This window comes from Streptococcus pseudopneumoniae IS7493 (assembly GCF_000221985.1).
GTDB classification, from domain to species: Bacteria; Bacillota; Bacilli; order Lactobacillales; family Streptococcaceae; genus Streptococcus; species Streptococcus pseudopneumoniae.
Genome location: NC_015875.1, coordinates 402534 through 421447, shown reverse-complemented (window position 1 = coordinate 421447; position 18914 = coordinate 402534). Strand labels below are relative to the sequence as shown.

Annotated in this window: 13 protein-coding genes and 2 pseudogenes; 3 read left to right on the top strand and 12 right to left on the bottom strand. The window is 41.1% G+C overall.

Going from position 1 to position 18914, the window contains the following annotated elements; all coding sequences use genetic code 11:
* Positions 1–155: 155 nt before the first annotated feature.
* The 5 genes from folE to SPPN_RS02360 all read right to left on the bottom strand — a co-directional run bounded on the left by folE (position 156) and on the right by SPPN_RS02360 (position 5268).
* Complete coding sequence (folE, locus tag SPPN_RS02380; RefSeq protein ID WP_000380916.1) at positions 156–710, bottom strand: GTP cyclohydrolase I FolE; 555 nt, start codon at positions 708–710, stop codon at positions 156–158.
* Entirely contained in the window at positions 691–2013 is a 1323-nt protein-coding gene (locus tag SPPN_RS02375; RefSeq protein ID WP_000657461.1) for a bifunctional folylpolyglutamate synthase/dihydrofolate synthase, read from the bottom strand. Before SPPN_RS02375 ends, folE begins: the two co-directional genes overlap by 20 nt.
* A gap of 1 nt (position 2014) precedes the next feature.
* Positions 2015–2995, bottom strand: a complete 981-nt coding sequence (gene folP / locus SPPN_RS02370) for a dihydropteroate synthase (RefSeq protein WP_000240973.1) — start codon at positions 2993–2995, stop codon at positions 2015–2017.
* 94 nt (positions 2996–3089) lie between these two features.
* Positions 3090–3797: a CPBP family intramembrane glutamic endopeptidase gene (locus tag SPPN_RS02365; RefSeq protein WP_000660472.1), complete on the bottom strand. Its 708-nt coding sequence runs from the start codon at positions 3795–3797 to the stop codon at positions 3090–3092.
* 52 nt (positions 3798–3849) lie between these two features.
* A complete protein-coding gene (locus SPPN_RS02360) occupies positions 3850–5268 on the bottom strand; it encodes an NCS2 family permease (protein WP_000359267.1) in 1419 nt (472 codons plus the stop codon).
* 189 nt (positions 5269–5457) lie between these two features.
* Here SPPN_RS02360 and SPPN_RS02355 point away from each other — a divergent pair, with 189 nt between their 5' ends.
* The gene (locus SPPN_RS02355) at positions 5458–6270 is read left to right on the top strand and encodes a Cof-type HAD-IIB family hydrolase (protein ID WP_000162353.1); all 813 of its coding nucleotides are present in this window, start codon (positions 5458–5460) and stop codon (positions 6268–6270) included.
* A 179-nt stretch (positions 6271–6449) separates the two neighbouring features.
* Here SPPN_RS02355 and SPPN_RS11705 read toward each other — a convergent pair.
* The 4 genes and pseudogenes from SPPN_RS11705 to SPPN_RS02325 form a co-directional block, all read right to left on the bottom strand.
* A pseudogene (locus tag SPPN_RS11705) lies at positions 6450–7486 on the bottom strand (IS630 family transposase).
* Positions 7487–7570: 84 nt separating this feature from the next.
* Positions 7571–8671: a UDP-galactopyranose mutase gene (gene glf / locus SPPN_RS02340; protein WP_000272518.1), complete on the bottom strand. Its 1101-nt coding sequence runs from the start codon at positions 8669–8671 to the stop codon at positions 7571–7573.
* A gap of 288 nt (positions 8672–8959) precedes the next feature.
* A pseudogene (locus SPPN_RS02335) lies at positions 8960–10917 on the bottom strand (peptide ABC transporter substrate-binding protein).
* Between the two features lie 195 nt (positions 10918–11112).
* On the bottom strand, positions 11113–12720 hold the full coding sequence (locus SPPN_RS02325) for a glycoside hydrolase family 13 protein (RefSeq protein WP_001156807.1): 1608 nt from the start codon (positions 12718–12720) through the stop codon (positions 11113–11115).
* Positions 12721–12872: 152 nt separating this feature from the next.
* On the opposite strand from SPPN_RS02325, the gene SPPN_RS02320 reads away from it, so the two are divergent.
* Together SPPN_RS02320 and SPPN_RS02315 are read left to right on the top strand one after the other, a co-directional pair.
* On the top strand, positions 12873–14357 hold the full coding sequence (locus SPPN_RS02320; protein ID WP_000743635.1) for a DUF1846 domain-containing protein: 1485 nt from the start codon (positions 12873–12875) through the stop codon (positions 14355–14357).
* A gap of 94 nt (positions 14358–14451) precedes the next feature.
* The gene (locus tag SPPN_RS02315) at positions 14452–14934 is read left to right on the top strand and encodes an S-ribosylhomocysteine lyase (RefSeq protein WP_000032561.1); all 483 of its coding nucleotides are present in this window, start codon (positions 14452–14454) and stop codon (positions 14932–14934) included.
* A 293-nt stretch (positions 14935–15227) separates the two neighbouring features.
* On the opposite strand, the gene SPPN_RS02310 is transcribed toward SPPN_RS02315, so the two are convergent.
* The 3 genes from SPPN_RS02310 to mraY form a co-directional block, all read right to left on the bottom strand.
* Positions 15228–17333, bottom strand: a complete 2106-nt coding sequence (locus tag SPPN_RS02310) for an ATP-dependent Clp protease ATP-binding subunit (protein ID WP_001063430.1) — start codon at positions 17331–17333, stop codon at positions 15228–15230.
* A 256-nt stretch (positions 17334–17589) separates the two neighbouring features.
* Positions 17590–17796 carry a hypothetical protein gene (locus SPPN_RS02305; protein ID WP_000931277.1) on the bottom strand — a complete coding sequence of 69 codons (207 nt, stop codon included), beginning with the start codon at positions 17794–17796 and terminating at the stop codon, positions 17590–17592.
* A gap of 136 nt (positions 17797–17932) precedes the next feature.
* Positions 17933–18913, bottom strand: coding sequence for a phospho-N-acetylmuramoyl-pentapeptide-transferase (mraY, locus tag SPPN_RS02300; protein ID WP_000470810.1), 981 nt, complete (start codon positions 18911–18913; stop codon positions 17933–17935).
* Position 18914 lies beyond the last annotated feature (1 nt).

The following is an 18914-nucleotide window of genomic DNA, read 5'->3' as shown; positions in this document are numbered from 1 at the left end:
TAGTCCTTTCTAGAAAAATCCGCTTGAAGCGGATTCTTTTTATAGTCAATGAAAATCAAAGTACAAACTAGGAAGCTAGCCGCAGGCTGCTCAAAACACTGTTTTGAGGTTGCAAATGAAAACTGACGTGGTTTGAATTTGATTTTCGAAGAGTATTATAGTCCCATTAAACGATAAGCCTGATCTCGGAGGTCCTTATCTGTTTCAAATAGACCACGAGCTACTGTCGTCAAGGTGGCAGTGCCCGGTTTTCTGACACCACGCATGCTCATACACATATGTTCCGCTTCAATGACAACAAAGGCTCCTTTAGCACCTAGATAGTCCATCAAGGCATCGGCCACTTCGATATTCAAACGTTCTTGAATTTGTGGCTTTTTCGAATAAACTTCAACCGTACGGGCTAGCTTAGACAAGCCTGCCACACGGCCATCTGGAATGTAGGCAATGTGCGCTCTACCATAAAATGGCAAGAAGTGGTGTTCACACATTGTATGGAAAAAAATATCCTTTTCTACCACCATATTATCATCAATAATCTCAAAGGATTTTGACAAATGTTCCTCCGCTGTTTGACCAAGACCTGAAAAAATCTCTTGGTACATACGAGCGACACGAGCAGGTGTTTCCTGTAAGCCCTCGCGGTTAGCGTCCTCTCCGACAGCCTCGATAATCATTTTTACAGCTGCTTCAATCTTTTGTGTATCCATTTTCATTCTTCCTCTCCATCAGATAGGCTCTCACTTGGCTCAAGAAATACAAGGAACCTGTGACAATCCTAACTGTTTGTTTCTCTTCTTTTTTATCTGTCAATTTCTGCTCTAGAAAATCCTGCCAACCTTGGTAGCTGAGATTTCTAGACTTAGCTGCCTCTTTCAGCACGCTTTCATCAGTCGCCCGACTATCGTCAAAATGTGTCAAAGTAAGCTCGGTATCTGGCATGGCCCCCAGCAAGTCCAACATATCCTCCAAGGCCTTGGTTTTAATACAAGTAAAGAGGATTTCCTTATGATAATCCGCAAAGCGTTCTTGCAAGGTTGCTAATAAAGCCTTGATAGCATGGGGATTGTGGGCCCCATCCAAGATCATCAAGGGATCTCTTGACACGATTTCCAAACGCCCTGGCCAACTTGTTTCTTCCAAGGCTTGAGCAAGCAAGTCATTGCTTGCTAGTTCTCGACCATCTTCTTGACAAAAAGTATCAAGTAAAGCTATGGCCATCCCAGCATTCTCTATTTGGTACAAACCAAGTAAACCTGTCTGGAAGCGACCTTGTCTGACAGCACTTGTATAGTCAAAGACTTCGCCTGTCACCACACTCTTTTGATGGCTGACCTGATAATCTGCCCCGTAGGCAAGTCTCGGCGCATCTTTCCCTTCTGCAATGCGGTCAATCACAGCCAAAGCATCTGGAGAAATGCGACCTGTCACCAAGGAAATACCTTGTTTGATAATACCAGCTTTCTGCTCTGCTATGGCTTCCAAGGTGTCACCAAGTAGAGCCACATGATCCAATCCAATAGTCGTGATTCCTGTCAAAATGGGCTGACAGACATTGGTACTATCTAAAAGTCCACCCATGCCGACTTCCATGATAGCCACGTCTACTTGCTCCGAGGCAAAGTAATCATAGGCTATGGCTGTGATAATCTCAAACTCGGTTGTCCCCTGCAAATTGGCGACCGCTTCTCCCTCCAGCAAAGACTGATAGTCTGCCATGAGGGCTTCTAGTCTAGCCTCTGGAATGGATCCCCCATTGATGCTAATCTGGTCTGTATAATGAATGAGATAGGGCGAGCTAAACACGCCAACTCTCAGCCCTAGCTTTTTCAGCATATTTGTCAAAAAAGCAATGGTCGAACCCTTGCCGTTGGTCCCTCCGATATGGATGACCTTGAGTTTGAGATGGGGATTGCCACGCAAAGCTAACAGTTCCACCATTCGTTCCAAGCCAAAATGCGGTTGATCCGTCCGGTAGTTAGCAATCCACTGATTGTTTTCAAATTCTTTCATCTTATTTGTATTGTTTTAAATCTAAATTTTCCGCTTCATCAGCCAGACGAATAGCGGAAGCAATTTCAACTGCCATCCTGTGATTAGCTACGTCATGCACGCGCACCACTTCTACACCCTGTCTCGCAGCGATACTAGTTACATGAGCCGAAGCCGTGTCCCGATTACGGAAACCAAGTTCTGTCTCAGGATTGACTTCAAAACCATTTTCTTCAAGGATATTGATGACAAACCGCTTGCGCGACACTCCAAGAAAGATTGGATAGCCTTTCTGATGTAGTTTATCCAGATCCCGTAAAAGAAGCAGATTTTCTTTCTTGGTCAGACCAAAGCCAATTCCTAGATCCAACAGGATATTTTCTTGTGCAATTCCAGCTTGATTTGCTCTCGCTAGTGCACGTTCAAAGAAAGTCTCCATCAAGTCTTCGATTGGCAATTTTTCAAAGTTAGCTAACTCTTCCTCTGTAAAAGCTTGTCCAAAACCAAAATGAGGAAAGATGAGCGAGCTAGGATGCTGAGGTCGAGCAATAACTGGATTAAACATGATGACCACTTTCGCACCAGCCTTAGCAACCACCTCCGCCATTTTCTCATCACCCATAAGACCAGTGATATCATTAACTAGATTGGCACCAGCAGCCAAAGCAGCTTCTGCTACCTGACTCTTCCAAGTATCAATAGAGATGAGGACATCACTTTCCTTGCGAATCGCTTTAATCACTGGAACAACACGCTGGATTTCCTCTTCTATCTCAACATAGCTATAGCTACTTCCCGGCCGAGTCGATTCTCCGCCGATATCTAGCATACAAGCCCCTTCTGCTATCAATTTACGAGCCTGCTGGAGTGCCTGCTCAAGAGCAAAAAATTGACCACCATCCGAAAAGGAATCTGGGGTTACATTGATAATTCCGCAAATAGCTGTCTTTGCATGATTTACTTTAGTTGACATATCGGTCACTCCCTCAAGGCTTTTCACCATATTATTTCTCTATTTTACCATAAAAAGAAAAAGATGGACACTATTGCATTCATCTTTTTTCCCAATAGAAACAAGTAAGCAATTGTCAAAAATCTTAAACAGAGATCCCTAATGTCCGACTCAAAATCACCACGAGAGCCAACAAACAGAAAGCAACCCCATTCACAATCATGTGAAGTAAGATAGACATTTCCAAACGTTGGGTCTTGTAAGCCGTCCAAGATAGAACGATCGACATACCTCCATAAATCAATAAAGAAGGTAAATTACTTGGTTGATGCAATAAAGCAAACACAATCGTACCGACTACAAATCCCAAATTCTCCTTGCCTCGGAAAATCTTTTTAGGAACAATCCCACGGCACAAGATTTCCTCACAAATTGGAGCAAGCAAGGCCAATAAGAAGAAACTGGAAATCAGAGAACTATTCTGAACCATATCGTTAATCTGAGACTGGTTACTTGTTGTCGTCTCATTTGACAGTTGTAACAAGATAGAACCAAGTATATTTGAACAGATAATGACTAAATAACTCAAGCCCAATCGTGCCAAATCCTTAGCTCTAAAAAATGAAAAATTGAAACTTGCTAATTGCGTTTTACGAGCTCCAATAATAAATAGCACCAGAACCACAATCGAAACACCAGCAACTATCAGTCCTGACTGTAATAGCGGTACTTCTCTTAAGGTTAAAATAGCAGTAACCCCTATAGGAATCTGATATAAAATTGTCGCCAGCAAAAAGATTAACAGCCAGCCTGCACGATTCAATAATTCTTTCCACATATTTTTCTCTTTCATCACCCATCTCCTTTGTATTAAAAAAGGGGGAAAATCCCCCTGGGTTATCCTATTATAAGGCCATACTAATATAGTTAAGGATAAACAAGGCATCCAAAATCCAAATCATGACATGAACATCTTTAGCTTGACCTTTGACAAGCTTAGTCAAGGTGTAAGTCAAGAAACCAACTGCAATCCCTTGAGTGATAGAGTAGCTGAATCCCATAAAGATAGATGTGAAGAAAGCAGGAACCGCTTCAGACATATCGTCCCAATGGATATTTTTCAAGCTAGCCAACATCATAATCCCAACGATAATCAAGATTGGAGCTGTAGCGGCTGTTGGTACAATCGCTAGAAGTGGGCTAAAGAAGCTTGAGATCGCAAAACAGATTGCCACGACCAAGGCTGTCAAACCTGTACGTCCACCTGCACCAATACCAGCAGCAGACTCAACATAAGTCGTTACGTTCGAAGTACCAGCGATGGCACCAATTGAAGTACCAATCAAGTCAGAGTAAAGAGCCTTGTCCAACTTAGCTGATTGGTGATTTTCACCATTTGTCGCTACGATACCAACTTTTTCACCTGTACCAATCAAGGTACCAATCGTGTCAAAAATATCTGTCAACGAAAAGGCAAGAATAGCCATAAGAGTTTCAGGCAAGCGAGCTGTATCTGAAATCAAAGCTCCCAAACCTTCTGAACCAAGAGCCGCACCAAAGACTCTCTTCAAGTCTTCAAAGGCTGCACCAACATGGTTGTTAGCAAAATCGATACTAGACAAATCTACCAAACCAACTGCGATAGCAAGAACAGTTGTTGTCAAGATAGAGAGAATAATTCCCCCTTTAATCCCTTTGATAACAAAGAAGATAGTAATGGCAAGTCCTGCAAGAGCCACCAAAACAGCTGGATTATTAAAGCTGACCAAGCCTGGAACTGCTGAAGAGTTTGCCGCAATCGTTGCTTGAGCCTTGTCAGCCCCTTCTCCTACAACAGTATAGTTGCCTGGATCAATCGTAAATTTCAAAAGTCCAGCATTCTTAATTCCCACGTAGGCAAGGAAGACACCGATACCAGCTGAAATAGCTGAGCGAAGGGCATTTGGAATCGATTCAATGATCATTTTACGAACATTTGTCAAAGTGATAATCAATGAGATAATTCCACAGATGAAGACCATAGCTAGGGCTTCTTGCCAAGAATAACCAAGTCCAAATACAACTGTAAAGGTAAAGAAGGCATTCAGCCCCATACCTGGCGCTTGAGCGTATGGCAAGTTAGCATAAAAAGCCATCATCAAGGTACCCGCTACTGCACCAATAATCGTTGCTAGGAAGACACCCTGAGCAGGCATCCCTGTTTGCGAAAGAATTTGTGGGTTTACAAAGAGAATATAGCTCATTGCAAAGAAAGTTGTTAAACCAGCGAGAACCTCTGTACGAACGTCTGTACCGTTCTCTTTTAGTTTAAATAATTTGTCCATTATCAATCTCCTTTTAATTTTTACGAACAATAATAGAATTATATCATTTATCATTCACTTTTTCAATGTCTTTGTTTGATTTGTTTAAGAAATTAATCCAATTTCATTTTTTGTTTGGAATCTGCTTTTCTGCCTGCTTTCTGTTATAATAGAAGACATCTTATCTGAAAACACACTAGAAAGGTCCATATGACGAAAAAAATTATTGCAGTTGACCTAGATGGAACCCTGCTCAACTCAGACAGTCAAATTTCTGACTTTACCAAAAAAACCATCAAAAAAGTTGCTGAAAAAGGCCATCAGGTTATTATTACGACAGGTCGCCCTTACCGTATGTCAAAAGATTTTTACCGTGAACTGGGCTTAGACACTCCTATGATTAACTTCAACGGATCCCTTACTCATTTACCAGACCAAGTTTGGGATTTTGAAAAGTGTTTGACTGTAGACAAAAAATATCTGCTAGATATGGTTCAACGTTCAGAGGACATTCAAGCCGATTTTATCGCTGGAGAATATCGTAAAAAATTCTACATTACAAATCCCAATGAAGAAATTGCCAATCCCAAACTATTTGGTGTAGAAGCTTTCCAGCCTGAAGATCAATTCCAGCCTGAATTGGTGACCAAGGACCCTAACTGTATCCTCTTGCAGACCAGAGCCAGTGACAAATATGCCTTGGCAAAAGAAATGAACGCCTTCTACCAGCATCAACTTTCTATCAATACCTGGGGAGGTCCGCTCAATATCCTTGAATGTACCCCAAAAGGTGTCAACAAGGCCTTTGCTTTGGACTACTTGCTCAAGATAATGAATCGTGACAAAAAAGATTTGATTGCCTTTGGAGATGAACACAATGATACCGAAATGCTCGCTTTTGCTGGGAAGGGTTATGCCATGAAAAATGCCAATCCAGAGCTACTCCCTTATGCAGATGAGCAAATTTCCCTTACCAACGACCAAGATGGGGTTGCCAAAACCCTACAAGACTTATTCTTATAACCTATACTGATACTCAATGAGAATCAAAGAGCAAACTAGGAAGCTAGCCGTAGGTTGCTCAAAGCACTGCTTTGAGGTTGTAGATGAAGCTGACGTGGTTTGAAGAGATTTTCGAAGAGTATGACCAGCTTGCAAGCTGGTCTTTATGCTCTTTTCACAGTCTCATCAACCAGTTATACTCATCTACTTTCAAAAAGCATTCTAGTCCATCTCCGATTAACGATGGACGTTATCACCTCCTTCTCCAGTCCTTGTATAACATCTTGAAGTTGATTCATGACATCTTCCAAAGTTCGAAAGGCTTTATTCTTAAATCCACGTTTACGAATCTCTTTCCACACTTGTTCAATGGGGTTCATCTCTGGTGTGTATGGAGGAATAAAGGTAAAGCCAATATTAGTCGGAATCTTTAAGGTACTTGATTTATGCCATATGGCATTGTCCATAACGAGTAAAAGATAATCATCTGGATAAGCTTGTGAAAGCTCTTCTAAAAAGGCGTTCATCCACTCAGTATGACATCCACCAGCGATTAAGAAAAATGATTCGCCTGTATGGGCATCAACAGCTCCGTAACAATAGCGAAATTCTCGTATATAGTGACTATGGACATGTGGACCTACTCCCATTGGAGCCCAACAAGATCCCAGTTTACTGATTCTACCGAAACCAGCCTCATCTTGGTACATCAAGCGAACCTTACGAAAATGCCTACTGGTTTTAAAGCGCTTTCTTTTCTTCTTGAATTGAGATTTTATTTTTAGACGCGACAATGGTTTGAGAGTCTACTTTCTTGGGATGTGCTGGACGTGGCCTAATATTTCGCCAACCATGGTGCTTCAAGAGTTGATAGAAGGTAGGAAGAACCTAACTCCTTTGTATAAGCCTGAAATAAGGCATCAATTGTAACAAATTCTCCTGCCTCTGCAGCCTTCAAATGACAGGCAAGAAAGGCTTTCTCTTCCTCAATTGTCATATATGCATGGTTACGACCACCACGTGTTTCTTGAAGGAGAGAATCGAGTCCGAACTCCTCATATTTTTTTACAGTTGGCCAAATCGTTGTTTGATTACAGCCTAAAAGCTCTATAATCTCTTTATAAGATTTACCCATCAGACGAAATAGAACGATTTGAAGGAGTTTATGATATTTAGCTGTACTAGAGTCTTTTAAAAGTGTTTTGATAGCTTGGATTTCTTCTTTAGTTGATTTCATATTACTATTATATAATACTTTTTTATTTTAGTTTAGTATAAAAATCTTAAGTAGCAAAGATTCTAAAATAACGGAATCCTTGCATTATTGTCCCAACTCTTCCTCGACCACTTCCAAAGCCCGTTCGATGACCACATGCATGTCGTAGTATTTATAATCTGCTAAACGACCACAGAAAATAACCTTGTCATTTGTTGCCGCTTCTTCCTGATATTTGGAAAATATAGCATTGTTTCTCTCATCATTGATTGGATAATAAGGCTCATCTCCACGTTTCCAATCAGCTGGGTATTCTCGAGTAATAACCGTTTTAGCTTGTGTACCATACTCAAAATGTTTATGCTCAATAATGCGAGTATAAGGAATTTCTCGCTCTGTGTAGTTCACTACAGCATTTCCTTGATAGTTTTCTTCATCAAAAACTTCATGCTCAAAACGAAGACTACGGTATTCTAACTCACCATGTTTATAATCAAAGTATTGGTCAATCATCCCTGTAAAGACAACTTTTTCAGCAGAAGCTTCTAATTCTTGACGATTGGCAAAAAAGTCAAGACCAAGTTCTACTTCCACATCCTTGAGCATATTTTCGATAATGACATTATACCCACCAATTGGAATTCCTTGGTAACGGTCATTGAAATAATTATTATCAAAGGTCAAACGAACTGGTAGACGTTTAATAATAAACGGTGGAAGGTCAGTAGCAGAACGTCCCCATTGCTTTTCAGTATATCCTTTAATCAATTTTTCATAAATATCTGGACCAATCAACTTGATAGCCTGTTCTTCCAAGTTTTTAGGTTCAACGTCCTTCATATGAGCCGTTTGATCAGCAATCTTATCTTTCACTTCTTGAGGAGTTTTTGTACCCCACATAGCATAGAAAGTATTCATATTGAAAGGTAGATTATAAAGGCTACCCTTGTAATTAGCTAGAGGCGAGTTGATATAATTGTTAAACTCAGCGAATTGATTGACATAGTCCCAAACTTTTTTATTAGAAGTATGAAAGATATGGGCACCATATTTATGAACATTAACCCCTTCTACATTCTCACAGTAGATATTTCCACCAATGTGGTCACGTTTATCAATAACTTTTACTTTTTTTCCACGCTTAGTCGCCTCATAAGCAAAAATTGCTCCCGACAAACCAGCACCAACGATTAGATAGTCGTACATAGTCTCTTCCTTATCACTTATCTTTACATCTCCTTAACTATAGTAAAAGAGAGGATCTTTATACTCTTCGAAAATCTCTTCAAAGCACGTCAGCGTCCATCTGCAACCTCAAAACAGTATTTTGAGCTGACTTCCCAGTTACTCTTTGATTTTTATTGAGTATTCGTTTCAATCTATTTTAGCACAAAACAAATCATTTCTCAGTTTTCGATAGCCGAGTGATTTAAAAAGACAAGCACCAAAACTGATGTTTGTCTTTAGGATTTTGCTTGAAAAGGCTATTTCTAACTATTTAACATGTTTTTCTGCTTCTTTTTGGGCTTTTTCGATTGCTTTTTTGCTTTCTTGCTCCCATTTACTTTTAGCTTCTTCAAACTGTTTGGTCGTCACAGTGTCTTTTTGCAGTTTCATGTACTTGTAGTTATTGCCATCACCCTTGATACCAACCAATGAATAGCCTCTTGTAAATGGCGTCACTTTGGTTACAGATGCTGTGCCACCACTTGACATAGCTGACATAATGAGAGAATTGTCAATCATCCAAGCCTGTGCTTCAGCGTATTTTTCATAACGCTTGGCTACATCTTTGTTTTCACTATCTGCATCTTTGAGCATCTTAGTGTAGGTATCCAGACCTAGACTAGTGATTTTTTCCTTATCTTCCTTGGCATCTAGTCCAAAAATCTTAAGGTAGAATCCATCCTCTGCATTGAAAGGATTGAGATAAGTTGATGGATCCTGATAGTCACCCACCCAACCATCAAAGTTCAAATCGTAGTCACGATCAGCTGCTGTCGGTGCTAAGAAGGCTACATTATTAAAATCATCTGTTGAAAGTTGCTGAACATCAATGACAATGTTATCAGCACCCAAAACTGACTCAAGGGTCTGCTTAACTGAGTTCATGCCTGTCACAGCATTTTTACTTGTCTGATCAACAGCCACATCCAAGTGAATAGGGAAAGTCACACCTTGACTTGCCAATTCTTTTTTAGCTTCCACAAATTTTGCTTGGGCTTTTTCTTTGTTGAAATAGGCATCCTGAGCATCTGCCAAGTTAATACCTGACCATTCTGTTCCGTAGTTGACCAATTTAGAAGCGACTACTTCTCCAAAGGTCTTGTCTCCAACTTGGACAAATGTAGGAGGTACTAGGGTGTTACGAAGAGTCTTGCTAGCTGCTTCTTCCCCATTTGACTGAGCAGAATAGGCTGTGCGGTCCAAGGCAAAGTTCACCGCTTGGCGGAAGTTCTTGTTCAAAACAGCTGTCTCAGTTGACTTCTTCTGCTCATCTGTCGTTTTAGCAGTGTGATTGTAGGCCTTACGGTTAACGTTGAAATTGAAATACCAAGAAGTCTTGTCCTGCAAGCTATAGACGATATTATCCTTATATTTCTCCTTGGTCTTAGCCAAGTTAGAACTATTTGGATAAACCCCAGCGATAGAATAAGCTCCACTTTCAAAGTTACGGATGGTCAATTCTTGGTCTGAACCATCAAAATAGGCCAATTTCACATGTTCAATTGATACTTTGTCATGATCATAGTAATGCGGATTTTTCGCATACTCGATCGATGATTTTGATGTGAAATCTTTTAACAAATAAGGTCCGCTGTAGAGAATACTATCTGGAGATAGGGTACCAAAATCTTTCCCTTTTGAGTTTAAAAACTCTTCGTTTACTGGGAAAAGAATACTGTTGGTTGTTTTTGAGTTCCAGTAAGGTTCTGGCCGTGACAAAGTATACTCAACAGTCTGGTCGTCAATGGCCTTCACCCCAACCTTAGAAAAGTCAGAATTCGCTCCTGTAATATAATCATTCAAGCCCTTAATCGAGTTTTGAATCAAGTCAATGGCCTGTGATTTATTATCCACTGCGTACTTGATACCTGTCACAAAATCTTGTGCCTTAACTGGGGCGTACTCTTCACCGTCAGCCGTGAACCATTTGGCACTTTTCTCAATTTGTAAGTATAAGTCAGACCGCCGCTTGAAACAGACCAGTCCTCTGCTAAAGACGGAACTAGATTTCCGTAATTGTCATTTTCAAGCAAACCATCAACTAGGTTGGTAATGATGGCTGTATTATCAGCGTAGTAGTCTAACAAGTAGTTAAATGCAGTTGGATTTCCACTAAAGGTTGATGAGTAAGTTTTTGTATCTGAACCTGATTGTCCGCAAGCAGCTAAAAGCAAGGCAAATTCAAAAGTCAGGCCTGCACTAAGGACACTCTTTTTTGTATTCATCTCCCTTCTACTTTATGTTAGTTTTTGTAACATAGGTTTGTTTTACCAAAATAGTGGAAATTTGTAAAGTTAATTGAATTTCGAGAATGAAAGTTTATAAACCTTGGTTATAAAAAACAAAGGATTTCTGCCTTTTCATACAGCCTTCCCTTGTTTTTATGCGATTTCAATTTTAAATTTTTCTGTAAAAAATATTTATAGTAATTCCACACAGAAAGCATCCCATGGAGCTAAGATTTGTTTTTCAAAGACTTCTTGAGCTAGGGTGTTTTCAATCAAGACAGATTTGACATTTCCTTCTACTACAAAGACTTGCTCTTCATTGGACAAGTTAGCCACAACTAGGAAACGACGGTCGCCATCTTTACGGATATAGGCGAAGACCTTATCAGCCGTATCAAGCAATTCAAAGTCAGCTCGAATCAGCCAGCTGTTCTCCTTACGGATTTGGACCAAGTTCTGATAAGTATAGAAAATAGAATCTGGATTTGCCAGCGCTTCTTGAACGTTGATTGCTTGATAGTTTGGATTCACTGCCAACCAAGGTTGACCTGTTGAGAAACCAGCGTTTTTGCTCTCGTCCCATTGCATAGGGGTACGGGCATTGTCACGTCCAATGACACGTATACTGTCCATGATTTCTTCCAGCGAAACACCTTTTTCAAGAGCTTCACGCGCATAATTGAGGGATTCAATATCTTCTACTTGATCCAGCGTTTCAAACGGATAGTTGGTCATCCCAATCTCCTCACCTTGGTAGATATAAGGAGTTCCTCTCATAATATGAAGCAAGATTGCAAAGGCTTTGGCAGATTTTTCGCGGTATTCTTGGTCATTTCCCCAGATTGAGACAATACGAGGGAGGTCATGGTTGTTCCAGAAGAGGGAATTCCAGCCGTCCTCAACTCCTAACTCTGTCTGCCATTTGTTGAAGATTTCTTTTAACTTAGCGATATTCAGCTCTTTTTGATAGTGCCATTTAGGCTGACCTTCCTGATACTGAAGACCGATATGTTCAAAATGGAAGACCATAGACAATTCTTGCCCCTTTGGGTCAGAGTAGAGCTTGGCAATCTCTGGCGTTGCTCCCCAGGTTTCCCCTACTGTCAAGAGATTCTTAGCTCCAAAGGTGGCCTGATTCATTTCCTTGAGATAGGGGTGAAGCATAGGACCATTATTGACTACCTTCTCGTCAGGAATTTTGCCAATCATGTCAATAACATCCATACGGAAACCACCAATACCTTTATCAATCCAGAAGTCCATCATATCATAAATTTTCTGGCGAAGTTTTTCATTTTCCCAGTTGAGATCCGGCTGTTTCTTACTGAAAAAGTGGAGATAGTATTGACCTGACTTTTCATCGTATTCCCAAGCAGACCCACTAAAGATAGAATCTAGGTCATTGGGTTCATCGCGCCAGATATAGTAGTCTCGCTCAGGGCTATTAGGATTTTCACAGGCCTCTACAAACCAAGCATGTTCATCCGAGGTATGATTGACCACCAAGTCCATGATGATACGAATATCACGCTTCTTAGCTTCCGCAATCAGTTGATCCATATCCTCCATGGTTCCAAAAATCGTTGCAATCGCTTGATAATCAGCAATATCGTAGCCATTATCATCCATAGGGCTGTCATAAACGGGAGAAAGCCAAATCGCTGTAATCCCTAGCTTGGCTAGATAGTCTAACTTACTGGTAATTCCTGGCAAATCGCCAATTCCATCTCCGTTGCTGTCCATGAAACTCTTTGGATAAACTTGATAAACTACGGCATTGTGCCACCATTTTTCTTGCATCTTCTTACCTCATTATTTTAATAATCTATAGTCTATGATAGCGCTTTTCAGATTTTTATGCAAGCGTTCGCCTAATCTTTTTGATTCCTTTTTTAACTCCGTAGTTTCCTAACTTCCAATTTTTTATTATAATAGAGGTCAGAGGTAAAAAAATGAAAAAACAAGCTTTTAGTTCTGAACGATATTTGAATTTACAACGCGACCATATTTTGGAACGCATTAACCAATTTGACGGCAAACTCTACTTAGAATTTGGCGGTAAAATGTTAGAAGATTTCCACGCTGCTCGTGTCCTTCCTGGTTATGAACCTGACAACAAAATCAAGCTCTTGCAAGAATTGAAAGAGCAGGTTGAGGTTGTGATTGCCATTAATGCTAGCAACATTGAACATTCCAAAGCACGTGGCGACTTAGGCATTTCTTATGACCAAGAAGTTCTTCGTTTGATTGACAAATTCAATGAATTAGGGATTTTTGTCGGCTCCGTTGTCATTACACAATACGCTGGCCAACCCGCTGCAGATGCCTTCCGCAACCAACTTGAGAAAAACGGAATTGATTCTTATCTTCATTATCCAATCAAAGGATATCCGACGGATATGGATCACATCATTTCCCCAGAAGGCATGGGCAAAAACGACTACATCAAAACCAGTCGCAACTTGATTGTCGTAACCGCTCCTGGACCCGGTTCTGGAAAATTGGCAACGTGTATGTCCAATATGTACCACGACCAAATCAATGGCATCAAGTCTGGCTACGCTAAATTTGAAACCTTCCCTGTTTGGAATCTTCCCCTTCATCACCCAGTTAACTTGGCTTATGAAGCTGCCACAGCTGACCTTGATGATGTCAACATGATTGACCCCTTCCATCTTCAAACCTATGGAGAAACCACTGTCAACTACAACCGTGATATCGAAATCTTCCCAGTGCTCAAGCGCATGTTGGAACGTATTCTCGGAAAATCACCATACGCTTCACCGACAGATATGGGTGTCAACATGGTTGGTTTCGCTATTACAGATGACGAGGCTGCTGTCGAAGCTTCTAAACAAGAAATCATCCGCCGTTACTATCAAACAGTTCTTGACTTCAAAGCTGAAAAAGTTGGCGAAGCTGCCGTCAAGAAAATTGAGTTGCTCATGAACGACCTCGGTATCACACCTGCAGACCGTAAGGTTGCTGTCGTTGCGCGCCAAAAAGCAGAAGAAACTGGTGGACCAGCCCTAGCCTTTGAATTGCCAAATGGGGAAATCGTCACTGGTAAGAACTCAGAACTCTTTGGCCCTACAGCCGCTGCCTTGATCAACGCCATCAAAAAATCAGCTGACATCGCTAAAGAAGTAAAACTAATCGAGCCTGAAGTTGTTAAGCCAATCCAAGGTCTTAAAATCGATCATCTCGGTAGCCACAATCCACGCCTTCATTCAAATGAAATCCTGATTGCACTTGCTATCACAGCTACAGAAAATCCTGATGCTGCCCGCGCTATGGAAGAACTCGGCAACCTCAAAGGAAGCGAAGCCCACTCAACCATCATCTTGACTGATGAAGACAAGAATGTCCTTCGTAAACTGGGTATCAACGTAACCTTTGACCCATACTACCAATACGACCGCTTATATCGTAAGTAAAGATTTCAACCTCTCCATCCTCGGAGAGGTTTTCTCTCTGTCTCAGGAGCAACCTTTATGATATAATGAGAGAAGAAAACTGAAAGGATTTACCATGTCAAAAGAAGTTATTGTCGAAAGTTTTGAACTTGACCACACCATTGTCAAAGCACCCTATGTTCGCTTGATTGGGGAAGAAACAGGGCCAAAGGGAGATGTCATCTCCAATTATGATATTCGTTTAGTGCAACCCAATGAAGACTCGATCCCTACTGCCGGCCTTCACACTATCGAGCACCTCTTAGCCAAACTCATCCGTACCCGCATTGACGGCATGATTGACTGTTCACCATTTGGTTGCCGCACAGGCTTCCACATGATTATGTGGGGACGTCACGCCAGTGCTAAAATCGCAGCTGTTATCAAGGATTCGCTCAAGGAAATCGCTGAAACTACTACTTGGGAAGATGTCCCAGGGACAACCATCGAATCTTGCGGAAACTACAAGGACCACAGCCTCTTCTCTGCTAAAGAATGGGCAAAACTCATCTTGGAACAAGGGATTTCAGATGATGCCTTTGAACGTCATGTGATTTAAAATCGAGTAGGGGATAATCTCTAGCCCCTCTCACACCACCGCACGTGCCGTTCGGCATACGGCGGTTCAACTAACTTTTAACGCATGTCGTTCAAGGTAATAATCCAAACACGAAACCAGTCCACGTTTTTCCAGGACTGGTTTTGATATAGCACGTTTAAGTACCGACTTCTGAGCTACTATAGTAGACTGAAACTAGAATAGTACACCTCTACTACACGACATGCCCGTCGTACCTCAAAAGGAACCAGTTTTTCAGCTGGCTCCTTCTTTTTTATGCTCAAAATTCTGTCTTAGGCTTTTTCACGAATGACCAAAACACCATCTTCCATGTCAGCTTCTAGGTGTTTAGCATCAAGGTTATCCAAGTGGAAGTCTGTGACTTTGTCACGGATTTGTTGTTCAACCACACGACGGAGTGGACGAACACCCATGACTTCATCGTAGCCTTCCTCAGTCATGTATTCTTTAGCAGCTTCGCTCACTGCCAAGTCAATGTCTTTCTTAGAAAGCGTCTTGTTAACTTCAACCAACATAAGGTCTACAATCTTAGAAAGATCTTCTTTGCTCAAGTGTGAGAATTCGATGACAGCATTGAAACGGTTAAGGAATTCTGGACGGAAGTAAGGTTTCAAACGATCCATCAATTCTGGTTTATCAGCATCTTCTGTCAAGTTAGCTTCGTAACCAAATCCTGCGTTTGAAGTTGCGATAATCACCGTATTCTTGAAGTTGACAGTGTTACCTTGACCATCTGTCAAACGACCATCATCCAAAACTTGAAGGAGAAGGGTGATGACTTGAGGGTCAGCCTTTTCAATTTCGTCGAGAAGGACGATTGAGTATGGATTGCGACGGACGCGTTCTGTCAAGGTATTGTTGTTGTCATCGTAACCAACATAACCTGCAGTTGTACCAATCAATTTAGATACGGCTGTGCGGTCGCTGTATTCTGACATGTCCAAACGGATGATAGCATCTTTCGTTCCAAACATATCTAGCGCCAATTGTTTAGCAAGTTCAGTCTTACCAACCCCAGTTGGACCTACAAAGAGGAAGCTACCGATTGGGCGATTGCCTTCATCAAAACCAGCACGGTTACGACGGATAGCTTTTGCTACTGCTACAACGGCCTTATCTTGACCAATAACTTTCGTCTGCAAACGATGACCCATATCTTTCAAACGTTCGATGTCCGTAGCCCCCATTTGAGATACTGGAATACCGGTCATTCGTTCTACAGATTCAGCCACATCGTTGACACTTGCAGTCACTTTCATATCTTCTGTGTGGTTTTCGATTTTCTTTTCCAATTCTGCGATGCGTGTTTTATAGTTTAGAGCTGCTTCAAAATCTTCTGACTCAACAGCTTTTTCTTGCTTGTCTTTTTCTACCTCAATTTCACGTTCAACAGCATGCACATCTGTTACAGGATGCTGAGCTGCCAAGTGAGCCGCCGTTACATCGACCAGGTCGATAGCCTTATCTGGCAAGCTACGTTGAGGAATATACTGAACAGAATAATCTACTGCTGCTTTCAAAACTTCATCTGGCAAGATGACATTATGGTGTTGTTGATAGAGGTCACGAATTCCTTGAAGAATTTTATATGTATCCTCTGCTGAAGGAGCATTGACCTTGACTTCGTTGAAACGACGAGCAAGAGCTGCATTCTTCAAGATGGTGTTACGGTATTCATCTTGAGTCGTTGCCCCAATCACTGTCAATTCTCCACGAGAGAGAGCTGGCTTGAGAATATCCGCAAGCCCCTTAGAACCACTGTCACCTCCAGTAGAACCAGCACCGAGGATTTGGTGAATTTCATCAAAGAAGAGAATGATATTTCCCGCTTCTTTTACTTCATTGACTAAGTTTTGAACGTTTTCTTCAAAGCTACCACGGTATTGAGTACCAGCCTCAAGACCAGAGATATCAATGGAAATAATTTCCTTATTCTTAATAGCAGCTGGAACATCGCCGTTCACAATTGCTTGAGCAAGACCTTCGACAACAGCTGTCTTACCAACACCTGCATCTCCGACCAGAACAGGATTGTTCTTGGTACGACGTGAGAGGATCTCAGATGTTTCTTGAATTTCCTTGTTTCGTCCGATAACAGGATCCAACTTGCCCTCACGCGCTTCTGCAGTCAAGTTTCGACCCAGTTTAGCAAGGACACCATCTTGTTTTATACCTGAAGCCTGTTGTTGCATTTGTCCATCAGCTTCTACATTCCCTTGCAATTGACCGGTTGCACGATAGTGAGCAAATTCTTCAGGTGTCACTTCACGTCCATTAATCAAGTAGCGACGGTTTTCAGAACTATATCCTCGCATACCACCCATCAATTGGTTAAACAAATCATCCATGTTGTTAAAATTATTAAAATTGTTGTTCATATTCTTTACCTCATTTTGTTTACTTAGTTGTTAATACTGATATTGACTATCTTTGACCTTTGTTTTAAAAAATTTAGACTAGCTAAATCGCTACTCTAGGTACTATTTCTGGTTTTTCTTTTTCAAGCAGGAGTAGACTATCTTTACTTCTGAAGATTTCTAGATTAAACATAGACCCCACCTCTTTCTATTTTACTTTAAATAAGTGTTCTAGTAAGGCTTTCATTTACCTTACGTTCATAATATACTACATTAGTCAGAAAAGGTCAAGGGATTTGACTTTAATTGACCAATATTTTTTATACTCTTCGAAAATCTCTTCAAACCACACCAGCTTCGCCTTATCTACAACCTCGAAACCGTGTTTTGAGCTGACTTCGTCAGTCTTATCCACAACCTCTAAGCTGTGCTTTGAGCATCCTGCGGTTAGTTTCCTAGTTTGCTCTTGATTTTCATTGAGCATAAGTGTTCTAGTAAGGCTTTCATTTACCTTACGTTCATAATATACTACATTAGTCAGAAAAGGTCAAGAGCTTTGACTTTGACTGACCAATATTTTTTAAAAAGCAAAAACACCCTGAAACATCAGGGTGCTATTCTTATATCAAATACAAAATTGCTAGGGTCAAAAGACTTGCTAGAAGCCCCACTCCCCAAAAGAAGAAGTCAACCTTCCACTCGCTCCAAGGATTTCCTTTACCAGAAAATCCTCCAAGTTCAAAATGGTGATGCACAGGCGTCATACGGAAAATACGTTTACCACCTGTCAGTTTGAAATAGCTGACTTGCATCATGACCGAAGTTGTTTCAAAGACATACACAATTCCGATAATCAAGAGAGTCCATTCTTGGTGGAGAGCCATTGAAATAGCTGCCAGCATTCCACCAAGAGCTAAACTTCCCACATCTCCCATAAAGACCTTAGCAGGCTTATGGTTAAAGACAAAGAAACCAAGCAAACCACCAATCATGGCCAGAATCACTAGTAGGATATCCATCTGACCTTGCACATAGGCAATAACTCCATAGGCAGACAAACTAATCACAACGGAAATACTAGCTAAACCGTCAATGCCGTCTGTCAAGTTTACTGCGTTTGAAAAACCGACTAGCCAGAAAAGAGCGAAGATAATATAGAAAATCCCTAAATGCACTTGGTAGCCAAAGACAGAGAGCATATCGCCCCCACGCTCATAAAAAAGGTAGAAAATGACGCCACCTAGCAGCTGAAGAGCCAATTTCTGTTTGGGATTAAGGCCCTCATTGATTTTACGGAAGACCTTGAGGAAGTCATCTAAAAAACCAACCAAACCATACAAGACCAAAATAAACAAAACCATACCAACATTATTGGTCAATTGTTTTGAAAAAAGAGCGACGAGGAAACTCACCACAACTGCAGCAATGAGGAAAACAAGCCCCCCCATTGTAGGAGTCCCAGCTTTTGCCTGGTGCTGTTTGACATCCTCATGCATCTGCTGGCCTGTAATTTGCGCCTTTCTATAAAATTGGATAAAGGCCGGAATTCCTACTAAAGTTAGTAAAAATGTCACAATTCCAGCACTAATAGAAATAAACATA

Coding starts and splice junctions, on each gene's coding strand:
- folE (WP_000380916.1), bottom strand. CDS start 710: ATGGATACACAAAAGATTGAAGCAGCTGTAAAAATGATTATCGAGGCT.
- mraY (WP_000470810.1), bottom strand. CDS start 18,913: ATGTTTATTTCTATTAGTGCTGGAATTGTGACATTTTTACTAACTTTA.
- glf (WP_000272518.1), bottom strand. CDS start 8,671: ATGTACGACTATCTAATCGTTGGTGCTGGTTTGTCGGGAGCAATTTTT.
- SPPN_RS02360 (WP_000359267.1), bottom strand. CDS start 5,268: ATGGACAAATTATTTAAACTAAAAGAGAACGGTACAGACGTTCGTACA.
- SPPN_RS02365 (WP_000660472.1), bottom strand. CDS start 3,797: ATGAAAGAGAAAAATATGTGGAAAGAATTATTGAATCGTGCAGGCTGG.
- SPPN_RS02325 (WP_001156807.1), bottom strand. CDS start 12,720: ATGCAAGAAAAATGGTGGCACAATGCCGTAGTTTATCAAGTTTATCCA.
- SPPN_RS02375 (WP_000657461.1), bottom strand. CDS start 2,013: ATGAAAGAATTTGAAAACAATCAGTGGATTGCTAACTACCGGACGGAT.
- SPPN_RS02305 (WP_000931277.1), bottom strand. CDS start 17,796: ATGCTCAATGAAAATCAAGAGCAAACTAGGAAACTAACCGCAGGATGC.
- SPPN_RS02310 (WP_001063430.1), bottom strand. CDS start 17,333: ATGAACAACAATTTTAATAATTTTAACAACATGGATGATTTGTTTAAC.
- SPPN_RS02320 (WP_000743635.1), top strand. CDS start 12,873: ATGAAAAAACAAGCTTTTAGTTCTGAACGATATTTGAATTTACAACGC.
- SPPN_RS02315 (WP_000032561.1), top strand. CDS start 14,452: ATGTCAAAAGAAGTTATTGTCGAAAGTTTTGAACTTGACCACACCATT.
- folP (WP_000240973.1), bottom strand. CDS start 2,995: ATGGTGAAAAGCCTTGAGGGAGTGACCGATATGTCAACTAAAGTAAAT.
- SPPN_RS02355 (WP_000162353.1), top strand. CDS start 5,458: ATGACGAAAAAAATTATTGCAGTTGACCTAGATGGAACCCTGCTCAAC.